Consider the following 15,580-nt stretch of genomic DNA (forward strand, 5'->3'; position numbering starts at 1 on the left):
GGCTCTACGACGGCGCGGGAGGTCCCGAGGATAGCCCAAAGCGCGACGATTGAAAAAGGGGCCCAAGGGCCCCCTTTTCCTGCCGCCGTTTCAAGCTCCAGGCCACAAGCCACAAGGTTTGCGGCCTTGGCCCGGCGTGCTTGGTCAGCGCTTGTCGCGGCGTTTCTTCTCGGCTTTCTTGTGGTGCGACATCAAGCGACGCTTCTTGTTGACCTGGCGGTCGGTAAGCGTGTTCTTGTTGCCCTCGTACGGGTTGTCGCTGCCCTTGAACTCGATACGGATCGGCGTCCCCACCAGCTTCAGCACACGCCGGTAGGTGTTCTCCAGGTAGCGCACATAGGACTTGGGCACCTTCTCCACCTGGTTGCCGTGGATCACGATCAACGGAGGGTTGGCCCCCCCCAGGTGGGCATAACGCAGTTTGATCCGGCGGCTGTTGACCATGGGCGGGGCATGCTCGCTCACGGCGTCTTCCAGGATCTGGGTCAGGCGGCTGGTAGGCCAGCGGGTCACCGCCGACTTGAAGGAGTTCTGCACCGATTGGTACAGGTTGCCCACGCCAGTGCCGTGCAATGCCGAGATGAAGTGGATATCGGCGAAGTCGACGAAGAACAGCCGGCGCTCCAGCTCGGTCTTCACGTAGTCGCGCTCGCTAGGCTGCATGCCGTCCCACTTGTTCAGGGCAATCACCAACGCCCGACCCGCTTCCAGGGCGAAGCCCAGCAGGTTCAGGTCGTGGTCCACCACGCCTTCGCGGGCGTCCATGACGAAGATCACCACGTTGGCGTCCTTGATCGCCTGCAGCGTCTTGACCACCGAGAACTTCTCGACTTCCTCGTGGATCTTGCCGCGCTTGCGCACACCCGCGGTGTCGATCAGCGTGTACTTCTCCTCGTTGCGCTCGAACGGGATGTAGATACTGTCGCGGGTGGTGCCGGGCTGGTCGTAGACGATGACCCGGTCTTCACCGAGCATGCGGTTGACCAGGGTCGACTTGCCTACGTTGGGACGACCGATGATGGCGATCTTGATCCCATCCTTCTCGCTCGGACCAGGAATACGCTTGGCTTCCTCGCCTTCGGCAACAATCTCTTCCTCGCCCTCTTCGAGCTCGTCGGCGTCATCCTTGGGGAATTCGCGCAGGGTGATTTCCAGCATCTGGCTGATTCCACGGCCGTGGGCGCCGGCGATCGGGATCGCATCCCCCATGCCCAGTGGGGCAAACTCGGCGCGAGCCATGTCCGGGTCGATGTTGTCGACCTTGTTGGCGATCACGTAGGAGGTCTTGTTACGCTTGCGCAGGTGCTCGCCGATCATCTGGTCGGCTGCGGTGAACCCAGCCTTGGCGTCCACCAGGAACAGCACCACGTCGGCTTCTTCGATGGCCAGCAGCGACTGCTCGGCCATCTTTTCATCCATGCCATGCTCGTCGCCGGAGATACCGCCGGTGTCGATGAGAATATAGGTACGCCCTTGCCACTTGGCCTCACCGTATTGGCGATCACGGGTCAGACCGGACAGATCGCCGACGATGGCGTCGCGAGTCCGAGTCAGGCGGTTGAACAAGGTGGACTTGCCGACGTTGGGTCGGCCCACCAGGGCGATTACGGGAACCATGCGGCTCTCCACTGCATTATTTCAGAAAATACAAAAGCCGCTGCGAGGCAGCGGCTGGTGCTCGGGGCAGCACCTTGAAGTGCTGCAAGCCTTGTCCAGACAAGGCCGCTTGGGGAATCAACCCCAAGCATAGTCAAACCATTACTTGATGGTCAGGGCTTCCAGTTTGCCGCTGTTGCCAAACACGTAGATCATGTCGCCCACCACCAGCGGACGAGCGCGCAGGCCGTCGCTGTCGATGCGCTCACGCGCGACGAAACGACCATCCACCTGGCTCAGCAGGTGCAGGTAGCCTTCCAGGTCACCCACGGCCACATAGCTGGAGAACACTTCCGGTGCCGACAGCTGGCGGCGAGCCAGGGAATCGTTGCTCCACAAGGCGGAGGTCGAACGCTCGTCGATGCCTTCCACGGTGCCCGAGGACAGGCTCACGTAGACGCTGCCGAAGCCCTGGGCGACACCTGCGTAGCTGGAGGCGTCACGCTGCCACAGTGGGCGACCGCTCTCCAGGTCCAGGGCCGTGACACGCCCCTGGTAGCTGGCCACGTACAGGGTGCCACCGGACAGCAGCAGGCCGCCGTCGATATCCACCACGCGATCCAGCTCGGAACGACCTTGCGGGATGGCGACACGCTGTTCCCACACCGGCACGCCGTTGCGGATATCCAGCGCCACTACCTTGCCGGTGGAAAGGCCGGCCAGGGCCAGGCGGTTGGTCGCCAGCGGGGCACTGGTGCCACGCAGGGTCAGTACCGCCGGGGTGCTGTCGTAGAGCCACAGCTGGTTGCCGGTGCTGGCATCGAGGCCGATCACCCGGTCATCCTGGGTCTGGACCACCACCACGTCGCCGTTGGTAGCCGGAGGAGCCAGCACTTCACTGGTGACGCGGGCACGCCATTTCTCTTCACCGTTGGAAGTGTCCAGGGCGATCACTTCACCCTTGAGGGTGCCGATCATCACCAGGCCGTAACCCACGCCTACGGCGCCGGAAACCGGCAGCTCCAGGTCCTGCTTCCATTTGACGTCGCCGTTCATTCGGTCCATGGCCATCACTACACCGGTGACATCGGCGGCGTAGATGGTGCTGCCGTCGATAGCTGGAACCAGCATGTTGTAGGTTTCGCCCTGGCCATCACCGATGGAGCGGCTCCACTGTTTCTGCAGGACCACCTCTTCCTTGAAGTCGACCAGTTCGGCCGGTGGCAGTTCTTTCTTGCTGTTGCTGCTGCAACCCGCGGCCAACAAGGCCAGGGCCAGCAATGCTGCATGTTTCCAACGGATCACGTCACGCATCCCCTTTGGCCAGGTCGTCGAGCTTGATTTGTAGGCCACCGACCGCCGCTTCATCCGACAGCGCCGCCTTGGCTTTCTGATATGCAGCATGGGCTTCGTCAATGCGGCCCAGCTGGACCAGCAGATCGCCCTTGAGTTCTTCACGGGTGGCCAGGAAGGCCTTGTCGGCGTCGCCGTCGAGCAGCTTCAGGGCCTCGTCGGCCTTGTTCTGCGCGGCCAGCACCTGGGCCAGGCGCTGACGCGCCACTTCGCCCAGGGTCGGGTTCGCCGGCTTGTCGGCCACGGCCTTGAGCTGGGCTACAGCGTCATCCAGCTTGCCGCTGTCCACTGCTACCTTGGCGACGAACAGGCTGCCGTACTGCGCATAGGCGCTGCCGCCGAACTCGCTGTTGAGCTTGCCGGCCAGGTCGGTGACACGAGCCGCATCCGGCTTGCCATCGGGCGTCAGGGTGGTTTCAAGCAGTTGCTGATAGAGCACCGAAGCGCCTTGCGACTGGTTGTTCTGATACTTGTGCCAGGCCTGCCAGCCGAACACGATGACCAGGGCCAGCAGGCCGCCGTTCACCAGGGGTTTGCCGTTACGCTGCCACCAGTCTTTCAATTCCGCCAGCTGTTCATCTTCGGTACTCGACACCCCAATACTCCTTATTCGCTAAATCGGCTGTTTGACAGCTTCAACCCTGCACGACGCAGGTGGCCAGGTGCGCAGCGAGCGCATCCCAGGCAATGCTTTGTTGCTCGCCCTGGCCACGCAGGGGCTTGAAACCTACCACTTGCTGGGCCAACTCGTCGTCACCGAGGATCAGCGCATACAGTGCACCACTCTTGTCGGCCTTCTTGAACTGGCTCTTGAAGCTGCCACCACCGGCGTTGACCTGCAGGCGCAGGTTCGGCAGTTGGTCGCGAACCCGCTCGCTCAGGGCCAGGCCCGCCAGTTCGGCGGCCTCGCCAAAGGCACACAGGTAGACATCCACCTGGCGGGAGATCTCTGCCGGCACCCGTTCCAGGGTCTCCAGCATCAGCACCAGGCGCTCGATACCCATGGCGAAACCCACGCCCGGGGTCGGCTTGCCACCCATCTGCTCCACCAGGCCATCGTAGCGGCCGCCGGCGCAGACAGTGCCCTGGGCACCGAGCTTGTCGGTCACCCACTCGAAGACGGTCTTGCTGTAATAGTCCAGGCCACGCACCAGCTTCGGATTGATCACATAGGGGATGCCAGCGGCTTCCAGGCGGGCCTTGAGGCCTTCGAAATGCACCCGGGATTCTTCATCCAGGTAGTCGGCCAGCTTCGGCGCGTCCACCAGCACCGCCTGGGTGCCCGGATCCTTGGTGTCCAGCACCCGCAGGGGGTTGGTCTTGAGGCGACGCTGGCTGTCTTCGTCCAGCTGCTCATGGCGGGCGGAGAGGAACTCCACCAGGGCATCGCGATAACGTGCACGGGCTTCGGCGGTACCCAGGCTGTTGAGTTCAAGCTTCACCGCATCACGGATGCCCAGCTCGCCCCACAGGCGCCAGGTCAGCACGATCAGTTCGGCATCGATGTCCGGACCGTCCAGGTTGAACACTTCCAGGCCGATCTGGTGGAACTGGCGATAACGGCCTTTCTGTGGACGCTCATGGCGGAACATCGGACCGATGTACCAGAGCTTCTGTACCTGGCCGGCACCGGTCAGGCCATGCTCCAGCGCTGCGCGCACACAGGCGGCGGTGCCTTCCGGACGCAAGGTCAGGGAGTCGCCGTTGCGGTCCTCGAAGGTGTACATCTCTTTTTCGACGATGTCGGTGACTTCGCCGATGGAGCGCTTGAACAGCTCGGTGAACTCGACGATCGGCATGCGGATCTGCTTGTAACCGTAGTTATCCAGCAACCGTGCCACGGTGCCTTCGAAGTAGCGCCACAGCGGCGTCTGCTCGGGCAGGATGTCGTTCATGCCACGAATGGCTTGCAGGGACTTGCTCACAAAGAATCCTTAATACGTTCGGTTAGCCACGAGCGATCAGCGCTGCGTCGGCCTCGACCTTTTCGGCCGCCTTCTGCCGGATCAGCTTTTCCAGCTCGTCCACCAGATTGTCATTGGTCAGTTTCTGCGACGGCTTGCCATCGATATAGATCAGGTTCGGCGTACCGCCGGTCAAGCCCACATGGGCTTCCTTGGCTTCGCCCGGACCGTTGACCACACAACCGATCACCGCGACATCCATGGGTACCAGCAGGTCCTCGAGGCGCCCTTCCAGCTCGTTCATGGTTTTCACCACATCGAAATTCTGCCGCGAGCAGCTCGGGCAGGCGATGAAGTTGATGCCACGGGAACGCAGGTGCAGGGACTTGAGGATGTCGTAGCCGACCTTCACTTCCTCGACCGGATCGGCTGCCAACGAGATGCGAATGGTATCGCCAATCCCTTCGGCCAGCAGCATACCGAGGCCGACGGCGGATTTCACCGTGCCTGAACGCAATCCACCGGCTTCAGTGATGCCCAAGTGCAAGGGTTGAATGATTTCCTTGGCCAGCAAACGGTAGGCTTCGACCGCCATGAACACGTCGGAAGCCTTCACGCTGACCTTGAAGTCCTGGAAATTCAGGCGTTCGAGGTGTTCGACATGACGCAGTGCCGACTCTACCAACGCAGCCGGAGTCGGCTCGCCGTACTTCTTCTGCAGGTCCTTTTCCAGGGAACCGGCGTTGACCCCGATACGGATCGGGATACCACGGTCACGAGCGGCATCCACCACTGCGCGAACCCGGTCTTCGCGACCGATGTTGCCGGGGTTGATCCGCAGGCAATCGACGCCCAGCTCGGCTACGCGCAAGGCGATCTTGTAGTCGAAGTGGATGTCGGCCACCAACGGTACCTTGACCTGCTGCTTGATCCGGCCGAACGCCTCGGCGGCGTCCATGTCCGGCACCGAAACCCGCACGATATCGACACCGGCGGCTTCGAGGCGGTTGATCTGGGCGACGGTTGCCGCTACGTCGTTGGTGTCGCTGTTGGTCATGCTCTGCACCGCGATCGGGGCATCGCCGCCCACCGGTACCGAGCCGACCCAGATCTTGCGGGACTCGCGACGTTTGATTGGAGATTCGCCGTGCATGACTTATTGACCTAACTTCAGGCGAGCAGTCTCGCCAGTGGTGAACGGGGCGATATCCACCGCCTGCCCGTTGTAGCTGATTTGTGCGCCACGGGCGTAACCCAGGCGTACGGCAAAAGGTGGCTTGCCGCTGACATCGACGCTCTCGCCCTTGCGCTTGAGGGCGCTGAGCAGGATCTTGCCATTGCCATCGGTGACCTGGGTCCAGCAATCGGCGCTGAACTGGATCTGTACCTGAGCGGAGCCGGCAGCCGCGACAGTCGGCGCTGGCACGTTGGCCTGAGCGGTGACCGTGGTTGCCGGGACTGGCGCCACAACGACCGGGGCCGCGATCACCGGGGCAGTAGCCGGGGCCGTCACAGGATGGGTCGCAGTGGCTGGTGCAACTGCCGGCGCCTGGACGGGGGCAGCCGGAGCCACAACCGGGGCCGGGGTCTGGACAGGTGCCTCGCCGGCCAACTGCGCGGCATTGGCCTCGGCTTCGCTCTGGCCTTCGGCAACGGCCTGGTCTTCCGGCTCATCGATCGGGTGGATCTGGGTCTTGCCGTCGGCGCCCTCGACTTCCACATGTTCAGGGCTCAGGCCGACCAGTTCCTTGCTGCGTTGCGAGGTCTGGTCCTGCCACCAGATGAAACCACCGCCAACCACGGCCACCAGCAACAGCAGGCTGACGATCCTCAGGATGGTATGGGAGACCCGCACCGGCTCTTCGATACGCCCCAGGGCATGCACGCTGCTGCCTTGGGAGTCGGTGCCGGTGTATTGGTCGAAGGCCTGGACCAGGGTCGCCTGGTCCATATCCAGCAACTTGGCATAGGCACGGATATAGCCGCGGGCGAAGGTATGCCCCGGGAGCTTGTCGAATGCGCCGGCTTCCAGGTTGCTCAGCGAGCTCACGGTGAGATTGAGCTTGTGGGCCACGTCCGCCAGCGCCCAACCATTGCTTTCGCGAGCCTGGCGCAAGGTCTCACCGGGATTGACGCTAGTCGCTGCTTGAACTTCGGGTTGCGCCACTTTCATCATTGCTCCGACAGGTATTGCTGATATTCCGGCGTACCGGGATAGAGTCGTTTAAGTTGCAGACCGTAACTGGAGGCCTTCTCGTGATCTTCGAACACCGTTGCCAGGCGCGCGCCGAGCAATAGACTACGTGCATTTTGTTCGCCAAGCAGGCTAAAACGATCGTAATAATCGCGCGCGGGCACATAATGCCTGTCTTCGTAAGACAACTCAGCCATTTCCAACAATGCGCGAGGCTGCTGGTGATTCAGCCGCAAGGCCTTCTCCAGGTGAGACTGGGCCAGCTTGCGCTGGCCGAGCTTCGAGGCGGTCATGCCAAGGTTCTCGAGAACCCGGGAACGGCCAGGATACAGGGTATCCGCAGCGGCTTGCTCGAAACGCGAGTACGCGTCGTCGTAGCGCTTTTCCTGGAACAGGAAGCTGCCGTAGTTATTGAGAATCCGGGGGTCGTGCGGACGCGCTGCCAGGGCCTTGCGAAACTGCACGTCAGCCAGGGCCGATTCCATTTCGGCCTGGAACACCAGCGCCAGGGCGGCGTTGGCGTCGGCATCGTCGGGATCCAGTTCCAGGGCCTTCTTCAGCGGGGCCTTGGCTTGTTCGCCCAAGCCCTGCTGCAAATAGCCCAGCCCCAGCTGCACATAGGCCTGGCGCGCCTCGTCACGGCCCTTGCCAGTGTCCATCGGACTGGAATCGCCCGACATGACACAGCCAGCGCAGAGACTGGCAACAAGCAGGAGCAGCGCTAGGCGCAAGACCATGGAGATCCTCTCTCAGGTACGGGCCGCGACGCTTTGCGGCATATCGGCGTCGGCGCTCAATTCACGCACGGCGATATAGCGTTCGCTGCGCCGGGTGCGGTCCAGCACCTGGCCTACCAACTGGCCGCAAGCGGCATCGATGTCTTCCCCGCGAGTGGTACGCACGGTGACGTTGAAGCCGGCATGATGCAACTGGTCCTGGAAACGCCGGATGGCGTTGTTGCTCGGACGCTCGTAGCCGGAGTGAGGGAACGGGTTGAACGGGATCAGGTTGATCTTGCAAGGGATGTCCTTGAGCAACTCGATCATCTGCACCGCGTGCTCAGGCTGGTCGTTGACGTCCTTGAGCAGGGTGTACTCGATGGTCAGCACACGCTTCTCGCCCAGGGCCGACATGTAGCGCTGGCACGAGTCGAGCAGCATCTGCAGCGGGTACTTCTTGTTGATCGGTACCAACTGGTTGCGCAGCGCATCGTTGGGAGCGTGCAGGGACAACGCCAGGGAGACGTCGATGTGCTTGGCCAGCTCATCGATCATCGGTACCACGCCGGAGGTCGACAGGGTCACCCGGCGCTTGGAGATGCCGTAGCCCAGGTCGTCCATCATCAGGTGCATGGCCGCGATGACGTTGTCGAAGTTCAGCAGCGGCTCGCCCATGCCCATCATCACCACGTTGGTGATGGCGCGATCGACGGTTGCCGGGACGCTGCCGAAGGATTTGTTGGCAATCCACACCTGGCCGATGACTTCGGCGGCAGTGAGGTTGCTATTGAAGCCTTGCTTGCCGGTGGAGCAGAAACTGCAATCCAGGGCACAGCCGGCCTGGGACGAAACGCACAAGGTGCCGCGCTTGCCCTGGGGAATGTATACGGTCTCGACACAGCTGCCGGACGCCACGCGCACCACCCATTTGCGGGTGCCGTCGCTGGAGATGTCCTCGCTGACCACTTCCGGACCGCGAATCTCGGCAACGGCCTTGAGCTTTTCACGCAAGGCCTTGCCGACATTCGTCATGGCGTCGAAATCGTCGACGCCAAAGTGGTGAATCCATTTCATTACCTGACCGGCACGGAAACGCTTCTCCCCGATCGAGTCGAAGAATTTCTCCATTTCCGGTTGAGTAAGCCCCAACAGGTTAGTTTTGCCGATCGATGTAGTCATGGTTTCACCCTTCACTCACAGGCCTGGCGGCTTAGCGAGTGGTCACCTCGGTAGCTGCGAAGAAGTAAGCGATTTCGCGAGCAGCAGCCGCTTCGGAGTCCGAACCGTGAACGGCGTTGGCGTCGATGGACTCGGCGAAGTCAGCACGGATGGTGCCGGCGGCAGCTTCTTTTGGGTTGGTAGCGCCCATCAGCTCACGGTTGCGAGCGATGGCGTTCTCGCCTTCCAGAACCTGAACCACAACCGGACCGGAAGTCATGAAGGCAACCAGTTCGCCGAAGAAGCCACGCTCGCTGTGTTCAGCGTAAAAACCCTCGGCTTCGGCCTTGGACAGTTGCTTCATTTTCGAAGCTACAACGCGCAGGCCGGCTTCTTCAAAACGGGAAACGATCTTGCCGATGACGTTTTTTGCAACAGCGTCAGGCTTGATGATGGAGAAAGTACGTTGAACAGCCATGGTGTAACTCCAGAAACGGTGATTAAAGCGAAAAATTAAACCCGCGAATTATACGCGGGTTTAAAGGGATTGCCTAACTGCGTAGCCCGCGGATTCAGTCAGTTTCGTCGATCCAGGCGGCCTGAATTGCTTCAAGAACCTTCTCGCCTCCGCGAGCCGGATCGTCACTGAACTCCGGCAATGCCAGAACCCACTTGTGCAGATCGACAAAATTCACATAACGCGGATCCACATCCGGCTTGGAATCAGCCAGCTGGATCGCGATTTCCAGTACGTCAACCCACTTCAGACTCATGATGGCTCCTTGAATCAGTGCGGCGCTTCGGCCGCATGGTTGAGCGAGTACTTGGGAATTTCGACGGTCAGGTCTTCATCGCCAACGATAGCCTGGCACGACAGGCGCGACTGGGCTTCCAGGCCCCAGGCCTTGTCCAGCAAGTCTTCTTCCAACTCGTCGGCCTCGTTCAGCGAGTCGAAGCCCTCGCGCACGATGCAATGGCAGGTAGTGCAGGCGCAGACACCGCCGCAGGCGCTCTCGATCTCGATGTGGTTGTCATGGGCAACCTCGAGCAACGAGACACCGGGCTCGACTTCGACGACCAGGCCATCCGGGCAGAACACGGCGTGGGGCAGAAAAATGATCTGCGGCATCAGTTATTCCTCGATCTCATTCAGGTTGCGCCCCGCCAGGGCGGCTTTCACCGTCGAATCCAGGCGGCGGGCAGCAAAAGCGTCGGTCACTTGCGACAGACGCTTGGTCTGCTGCTCGATGGCATAACCATCGGTGCCACGCATCAATTCACTCAGTTCCTGCATCTGCAACTCGATGACCATGCGCTCCTCGGCGTCCAGCAAGCGGTCGCCGTCGGCCTCCAGGGCCCCCTGCACCGCCTCGAGCAGGCGCTGGGCATCCACCTGCTGCTCACGCAGTACGCGGGCGACCTTGTCATCACCGGCGTACTGAAAGGAATCCTTGAGCATCCGGGCGATCTCGCCGTCGGTCAGCCCGTAGGACGGTTTGACCTGGATACTGGCTTCGACTCCCGAACCCAGTTCCCGCGCGGAAACGCTGAGCAGGCCATCGGCATCCACCTGGAAGGTCACCCGGATCTTCGCCGCACCAGCCACCATTGGTGGAATGCCACGCAACTCGAAACGCGCCAGGGAGCGGCAGTCGCTGATCAGTTCGCGCTCACCCTGTAGCACATGGATCATCATGGCCGTCTGGCCATCCTTGTAGGTGGTGAAATCCTGGGCTCGCGCGACCGGGATGGTAGTGTTGCGCGGAATCACCTTCTCCATCAGCCCGCCCATGGTTTCCAGCCCCAAGGACAGCGGAATCACGTCCAGCAGCAGTAACTCGCCGCCGTCACGCTTGTTGCCCGCCAGGGTATCGGCCTGGATCGCGGCCCCTATGGCCACCACCTGATCCGGATCGATCTCGGTCAGCGGCTGGCGACCGAACATCTCGGCGACCGCCTCACGCACCCGCGGCACACGAGTCGAACCACCGACCATGACCACGGCCCGCACTTCGTCGAGCTCGACGCCGGAGTCACGCACCGCGCGACGACAAGCCTTGAGGCTGCGAGCGACCATCGGCTCGATCAATTCATCGAATGCCCCGCGGGTCAGCGCGGCGCGCCAGCCGCCATACTCGACGTCCACCGAAGCGGCGTCGGTCAAGGCTTCCTTGGCCCCCCGGGCAATCTGCAACAGGTTACGCTGGGCGCCCGGGTCCAAGTCGGAGGACAAGCCGGCGCCCTGGATGATCCAGCTGGCGATGGCATGATCGAAATCGTCGCCACCCAGGGCGGTATCGCCACCTGTAGCCAGCACCTCGAAGACACCGCCGGTCAGGCGCAGGATGGAGATATCGAAGGTCCCGCCACCCAGGTCGTAGATAGCCACGACCCCTTCGGCCTGCTGGTCCAGGCCATAGGCCACGGCAGCTGCCGTTGGCTCGTTGAGCAGGCGCAGCACGTTCAGGCCGGCCAGCTTGGCAGCATCCTTGGTCGCTTGCCGCTGGGCATCGTCAAAATAGGCGGGAACGGTGATCACCGCACCGACCAGCTCGCCGCCCAGGGTCGCTTCGGCCCGCTGGCGCAGCACCTTGAGCACCTCGGCGGAGACTTCCACCGGACTCTTCGGCCCCTGCACCGTGTCGATGAACGGCATATGCGATTCACCGCCGACAAAACGATAGGGAAGCTGCTCGCCCAACTGCTTGACGTCAGCCAGGCCACGGCCCATCAGGCGCTTGACCGACAGCACGGTATTCAGGGGATCGGCGGGAGCCGCCAACCGGGCGGACTCACCCACCTCGACACGATCGGCGTGGTAGCGCACGGCGGAGGGCAGGATCACCTGGCCCTGCGCGTCGGACAGCGGCTCGGAAAGACCGCTGCGCAACGCAGCGACCAGCGAATTGGTAGTACCCAAGTCGATCCCCACAGCCAGGCGACGCTGGTGCGGTTGAGGACTTTGGCCGGGTTCAGCGATCTGCAGTAGGGCCATGTCTATCTGGACTTATCTGTATATCAGGCGTGCGACCGGAGCGGCACTAGGTTAATCGTCGAGGCGCTCTTCTAACTGGCGCACTTCGTAGGTGAGCTTGTCGAGGAACTGCATGCGCCGCATCAGGCGCTCGGCCTGCTCGCGCTGCGCGGCATCGTCCCAACAGGCTGCGAAGCTTTCGTTCAGCTGTTCCTGGGCGGCCTTGAGCCGGCGCTTGAACCCCGCCACCCCCGACAGATCGGCACAGTCCTGCAAGTCCTCGAGCTCTTCGCGCCACTGCATCTGCTGCAGAAGAAACTCGGGGTCGTGCACCGTGACCTCAAGCGGCAGCTCGCCGCCCTTGAGGGCCAGGAGATAACGGGCACGCTTGGGAGGGCTCTTGAGGGTCTGGTAGGCCTCGTTGAGGCTGGCGGACCGCTCCAGGGCCAGGCGCTGCTCACGCTCGGGGGCGTCGGCAAACCGATCGGGATGGACTGCGCGCGCCAACTCACGGTAGCGCGCGGCCAACTGCTCGAGATCCAGGCGAAAAGTCGGCTGCAACTCAAATAAGGCGAAATGACAAGGAGTACCCACAAGCAGCCTCAGACGTTGAAGCTTTCGCCGCAGCCACACTCACCGCGCACGTTGGGGTTGTTGAACTTGAAGCCTTCGTTCAACCCTTCCTTGACGAAATCAAGCTCAGTGCCATCCAGGTAGGACAGGCTCTTGGGGTCGATGATCACTTTCTCGCCGTGACTTTCGAACACCTGGTCGTCCTCGCCGATCTCGTCGACGAACTCCAGCACATAGGCAAGGCCGGAACAGCCCGTGGTGCGAACACCCAGGCGAATCCCATCACCCTTGCCGCGCCCGTTGAGGGAGCGTCGCACGTGTTGAGCAGCCGCTTCTGTCATGCTGATAGCCATCGTGACTCCTTACTTGTCGCCAAATCTGTGAAAGCCGATCGGTTAGATCAGGCCTTTCTTCTGCTTGTAGTCGCGAACGGCAGCCTTGATGGCGTCCTCGGCGAGTACCGAGCAGTGGATCTTCACTGGAGGCAGGGCCAGCTCTTCAGCCAGCTGGGTGTTCTTGATGGTCTCGGCTTCGTCCAGGGTCTTGCCCTTCATCCACTCGGTGGCCAGGGAGCTGGAAGCGATGGCCGAGCCGCAGCCGTAGGTCTTGAACTTGGCATCTTCGATGATGCCCTGCTCGTTGACCTTGATCTGCAGGCGCATCACGTCGCCACAGGCTGGAGCACCGACCATGCCGGTGCCGACATCCGGATCTTCCGCGTTCATCTTGCCGACGTTACGCGGGTTCTCGTAGTGGTCGATGACCTTTTCGCTGTAAGCCATGATTCTTAATCCTCACTCATCAGAGAGTCGCTCTGGAATTCCGCAAATCGCCTTGTCGATACGCCCTGCAGAACCCTGTGCGGCGACTTAAATTCAGTGTGCCGCCCACTCGATCTTCGAGATATCGACGCCATCTTTGTACATGTCCCACAGCGGCGACAGGGCGCGCAGCTTGGTGACGGCCTCGCAGACTTTCTGCGCGGCGTAGTCGATTTCTTCTTCGGTGGTGAAGCGGCCGAAGGTGAAGCGGATCGAGCTATGCGCCAGCTCGTCGTTACGGCCCAGGGCGCGCAATACGTACGAAGGCTCAAGCGAGGCCGAAGTACAAGCCGAACCGGACGACACCGCCAGGTCCTTGAGCGCCATGATCAGCGACTCGCCTTCGACGTAGTTGAAGCTCAGGTTCAGGTTGTGCGGTACACGAGCAGTCATGCTGCCGTTGACGTACAGCTCTTCCAGGTGCTCGACCTGCTTGTAGAAGCGGTCGCTCAGTGCCTGGATGCGAGCGTTCTCGGCCGCCATGTCTTCCTTGGCGACGCGGAAGGCTTCACCCATGCCGACGATCTGGTGGGTAGCCAGGGTCCCGGAACGCATGCCGCGCTCATGACCACCACCGTGCATGGTGGCTTCCAGGCGCACACGTGGCTTGCGGCTCACGTACAGCGCGCCGATCCCCTTGGGGCCGTAGGTCTTGTGGGCAGAGAACGACATCAGGTCGACCTTCAGCGCCTGCAGGTCGATCTCGACCTTGCCGGTGGACTGAGCGCCGTCGACATGGAACAGGATGCCCTTGGAGCGGGTCAGTTCGCCGATGGCGGCGATGTCGTTGATGGTGCCGATCTCGTTGTTCACATGCATGATCGAAACCAGGATGGTGTCGTCACGCAGAGCGGCTTCCACCATGGCCGGAGTGATCAGGCCGTCTTCACCCGGCTCGATGTAGGTCACTTCGAAGCCTTCGCGCTCGAGTTGGCGCATGGTGTCCAGGACAGCCTTGTGCTCGATCTTCGAGGTGATCAGGTGCTTGCCCTTGGTGTGGTAGAAATGCGCGACCCCCTTGATAGCCAGGTTGTCGGACTCGGTGGCACCGGAAGTCCAGACGATTTCACGCGGGTCGGCGTTGACCAGGTCAGCCACTTGGCGACGGGCGTTTTCCACCGACTCTTCGGCTTTCCAGCCAAACACGTGGGAGCGCGACGCCGGGTTACCGAAGTTCCCGTCGACCAGCAGGCATTCACTCATCTTTTGCGCTACACGCGGATCGACTGGCGTGGTCGCTGAGTAATCAAGGTAAATCGGCAATTTCATGGACTCTCTCCTAAATCAGGCTGGCTGGCGTGCCGCTAGCTCTTCGGCTGTCATTCGACGGCGGACGCTTCAATCTTGTCCAGGCGCGGCGCCTTGCCATTACAACGGCGCTGGTCCTGACGCTGGGCCACTTCTTGCACCTCACGGCGGGTTACAAGGTCGGCCAAGCTGATACCGCTCAGAAATTCGTGAATCTGCAGGCTCAGATCGCACCACAGGTGATGGGTGAGACAGGTGTCACCGGCATGGCAATCGCCCAATCCCTGGCATTTGGTCGCATCGACCGATTCGTTCACCGCATCGATCACCTGGGCTACCTGGATCCCCTGCATGTCGCGTGACAGCTGATAGCCGCCACCGGGCCCCCGGACACTGGATACCAGGTTGCTACGGCGCAACTTGGCGAAAAGCTGCTCGAGATAGGACAGGGAGATGCCTTGGCGCTCAGAGATATCGGCCAAGGAGACCGGGCCATGTTGCGCGTGCAACGCCAGATCAAGCATGGCGGTCACCGCATATCGGCCTTTAGTAGTCAGTCGCATGGACAAGTACCACGGAGTTTCGGAATGGAGGCGAGTATGCAATACCCGAGTAATCGAGTCAACTATAAGACCAACTACTTTAGTCGGGTTTACCCGCAAAAGAGCGCGCGAATCATAGCAAAGTCTGCGACGTAATGGCACAGCGGATGGCGACAACCGACCTACGGGTCCGTTTCTGGCCAACGCGCCCTTTATTGGTGGACGCCTTGACTCCTGAGCCCAGGAGCCGAGACACCGGCTTCAACCGACCCGGCTGTCGCTCTTGTCCTTGACGCCAGCGAAGTCTTCCTCGCGCAGCGCAGGCAAGTCGTTGGCGCAATAGTCGCTACCCAGACCCTTCAGGGCGCCGCAGATGCCTTCCAGGCGACCATCGACCGCCTGCAGATGATCGAGCAACTGACCAATGGCACGAGCCACCGGATCCGGCATATCCTCGCTGACGCCATAGGCATCGAACCCCAGCTTCTCGGCCATGGC

Annotated in this window: 17 protein-coding genes and 1 pseudogene; all 18 read right to left on the reverse strand. The window is 61.7% G+C overall.

The annotated features are described in order from the left end of the window. Positions 1-144 precede the first annotated feature (144 nt). The gene (gene der / locus ACK6AU_RS22165; RefSeq protein ID WP_185698565.1) at positions 145-1,617 is read right to left on the reverse strand and encodes a ribosome biogenesis GTPase Der; all 1,473 of its coding nucleotides are present in this window, start codon (positions 1,615-1,617) and stop codon (positions 145-147) included. Between the two features lie 141 nt (positions 1,618-1,758). Continuing rightward, positions 1,759-2,910 carry an outer membrane protein assembly factor BamB gene (gene bamB / locus ACK6AU_RS22170; RefSeq protein ID WP_409301385.1) on the reverse strand — a complete coding sequence of 384 codons (1,152 nt, stop codon included), beginning with the start codon at positions 2,908-2,910 and terminating at the stop codon, positions 1,759-1,761. Continuing rightward, positions 2,903-3,544, reverse strand: a complete 642-nt coding sequence (locus ACK6AU_RS22175) for a tetratricopeptide repeat protein (protein WP_185698566.1) — start codon at positions 3,542-3,544, stop codon at positions 2,903-2,905. Before ACK6AU_RS22175 ends, bamB begins: the two co-directional genes overlap by 8 nt. A gap of 40 nt (positions 3,545-3,584) precedes the next feature. Then, on the reverse strand, positions 3,585-4,874 hold the full coding sequence (hisS, locus tag ACK6AU_RS22180; protein WP_185698567.1) for a histidine--tRNA ligase: 1,290 nt from the start codon (positions 4,872-4,874) through the stop codon (positions 3,585-3,587). Between the two features lie 22 nt (positions 4,875-4,896). Continuing rightward, positions 4,897-6,006, reverse strand: a complete 1,110-nt coding sequence (ispG, locus tag ACK6AU_RS22185; protein ID WP_185698568.1) for a flavodoxin-dependent (E)-4-hydroxy-3-methylbut-2-enyl-diphosphate synthase — start codon at positions 6,004-6,006, stop codon at positions 4,897-4,899. Between the two features lie 3 nt (positions 6,007-6,009). Further along, a complete protein-coding gene (locus ACK6AU_RS22190) occupies positions 6,010-7,026 on the reverse strand; it encodes a RodZ family helix-turn-helix domain-containing protein (RefSeq protein ID WP_185698569.1) in 1,017 nt (338 codons plus the stop codon). Beyond that, positions 7,026-7,784, reverse strand: a complete 759-nt coding sequence (pilW, locus tag ACK6AU_RS22195) for a type IV pilus biogenesis/stability protein PilW (protein ID WP_409301389.1) — start codon at positions 7,782-7,784, stop codon at positions 7,026-7,028. The genes ACK6AU_RS22190 and pilW overlap by 1 nt, the downstream gene beginning before the upstream one ends. A 12-nt stretch (positions 7,785-7,796) precedes the next feature. Next, a complete protein-coding gene (gene rlmN / locus ACK6AU_RS22200; protein ID WP_409301391.1) occupies positions 7,797-8,945 on the reverse strand; it encodes a 23S rRNA (adenine(2503)-C(2))-methyltransferase RlmN in 1,149 nt (382 codons plus the stop codon). A 31-nt stretch (positions 8,946-8,976) separates the two neighbouring features. Further along, positions 8,977-9,402, reverse strand: coding sequence for a nucleoside-diphosphate kinase (ndk, locus tag ACK6AU_RS22205; RefSeq protein WP_022640700.1), 426 nt, complete (start codon positions 9,400-9,402; stop codon positions 8,977-8,979). A gap of 94 nt (positions 9,403-9,496) precedes the next feature. Then, positions 9,497-9,697 carry a Fe-S cluster assembly protein IscX gene (gene iscX, locus ACK6AU_RS22210; protein WP_022640701.1) on the reverse strand — a complete coding sequence of 67 codons (201 nt, stop codon included), beginning with the start codon at positions 9,695-9,697 and terminating at the stop codon, positions 9,497-9,499. 14 nt (positions 9,698-9,711) lie between these two features. Then, entirely contained in the window at positions 9,712-10,053 is a 342-nt protein-coding gene (gene fdx, locus ACK6AU_RS22215) for an ISC system 2Fe-2S type ferredoxin (RefSeq protein WP_022640702.1), read from the reverse strand. Between the two features lie 3 nt (positions 10,054-10,056). Then, the gene (hscA, locus tag ACK6AU_RS22220; protein ID WP_409301394.1) at positions 10,057-11,919 is read right to left on the reverse strand and encodes a Fe-S protein assembly chaperone HscA; all 1,863 of its coding nucleotides are present in this window, start codon (positions 11,917-11,919) and stop codon (positions 10,057-10,059) included. Between the two features lie 51 nt (positions 11,920-11,970). After that, positions 11,971-12,492 (reverse strand): co-chaperone HscB, encoded by a 522-nt coding sequence (gene hscB, locus ACK6AU_RS22225; RefSeq protein ID WP_409301396.1) that lies wholly within the window; start codon positions 12,490-12,492, stop codon positions 11,971-11,973. Between the two features lie 8 nt (positions 12,493-12,500). Then, positions 12,501-12,824: an iron-sulfur cluster assembly protein IscA gene (gene iscA / locus ACK6AU_RS22230; RefSeq protein WP_053131791.1), complete on the reverse strand. Its 324-nt coding sequence runs from the start codon at positions 12,822-12,824 to the stop codon at positions 12,501-12,503. A gap of 42 nt (positions 12,825-12,866) precedes the next feature. Beyond that, positions 12,867-13,253: a Fe-S cluster assembly scaffold IscU gene (iscU, locus tag ACK6AU_RS22235; RefSeq protein WP_007929523.1), complete on the reverse strand. Its 387-nt coding sequence runs from the start codon at positions 13,251-13,253 to the stop codon at positions 12,867-12,869. A gap of 93 nt (positions 13,254-13,346) precedes the next feature. Next, entirely contained in the window at positions 13,347-14,561 is a 1,215-nt protein-coding gene (locus ACK6AU_RS22240; RefSeq protein ID WP_022640706.1) for an IscS subfamily cysteine desulfurase, read from the reverse strand. Between the two features lie 50 nt (positions 14,562-14,611). Then, positions 14,612-15,103, reverse strand: coding sequence for a Fe-S cluster assembly transcriptional regulator IscR (gene iscR, locus ACK6AU_RS22245; RefSeq protein ID WP_011063217.1), 492 nt, complete (start codon positions 15,101-15,103; stop codon positions 14,612-14,614). 240 nt (positions 15,104-15,343) lie between these two features. Further along, a pseudogene (locus ACK6AU_RS22250) lies at positions 15,344-15,580 on the reverse strand (serine O-acetyltransferase); the annotation flags it as partial.

Origin of the sequence: Pseudomonas sp. KCJK8993 (assembly GCF_046230915.1) — a bacterium.
GTDB classification, from domain to species: domain Bacteria; phylum Pseudomonadota; class Gammaproteobacteria; order Pseudomonadales; family Pseudomonadaceae; genus Aquipseudomonas; species Aquipseudomonas piscis.

Coding starts and splice junctions, on each gene's coding strand:
- der (WP_185698565.1), bottom strand. CDS start 1,617: ATGGTTCCCGTAATCGCCCTGGTGGGCCGACCCAACGTCGGCAAGTCC.
- bamB (WP_409301385.1), bottom strand. CDS start 2,910: ATGCGTGACGTGATCCGTTGGAAACATGCAGCATTGCTGGCCCTGGCC.
- ispG (WP_185698568.1), bottom strand. CDS start 6,006: ATGCACGGCGAATCTCCAATCAAACGTCGCGAGTCCCGCAAGATCTGG.
- ACK6AU_RS22190 (WP_185698569.1), bottom strand. CDS start 7,026: ATGAAAGTGGCGCAACCCGAAGTTCAAGCAGCGACTAGCGTCAATCCC.
- pilW (WP_409301389.1), bottom strand. CDS start 7,784: ATGGTCTTGCGCCTAGCGCTGCTCCTGCTTGTTGCCAGTCTCTGCGCT.
- rlmN (WP_409301391.1), bottom strand. CDS start 8,945: ATGACTACATCGATCGGCAAAACTAACCTGTTGGGGCTTACTCAACCG.
- ndk (WP_022640700.1), bottom strand. CDS start 9,402: ATGGCTGTTCAACGTACTTTCTCCATCATCAAGCCTGACGCTGTTGCA.
- iscX (WP_022640701.1), bottom strand. CDS start 9,697: ATGAGTCTGAAGTGGGTTGACGTACTGGAAATCGCGATCCAGCTGGCT.
- fdx (WP_022640702.1), bottom strand. CDS start 10,053: ATGCCGCAGATCATTTTTCTGCCCCACGCCGTGTTCTGCCCGGATGGC.
- hscA (WP_409301394.1), bottom strand. CDS start 11,919: ATGGCCCTACTGCAGATCGCTGAACCCGGCCAAAGTCCTCAACCGCAC.
- iscA (WP_053131791.1), bottom strand. CDS start 12,824: ATGGCTATCAGCATGACAGAAGCGGCTGCTCAACACGTGCGACGCTCC.
- iscU (WP_007929523.1), bottom strand. CDS start 13,253: ATGGCTTACAGCGAAAAGGTCATCGACCACTACGAGAACCCGCGTAAC.
- ACK6AU_RS22240 (WP_022640706.1), bottom strand. CDS start 14,561: ATGAAATTGCCGATTTACCTTGATTACTCAGCGACCACGCCAGTCGAT.
- iscR (WP_011063217.1), bottom strand. CDS start 15,103: ATGCGACTGACTACTAAAGGCCGATATGCGGTGACCGCCATGCTTGAT.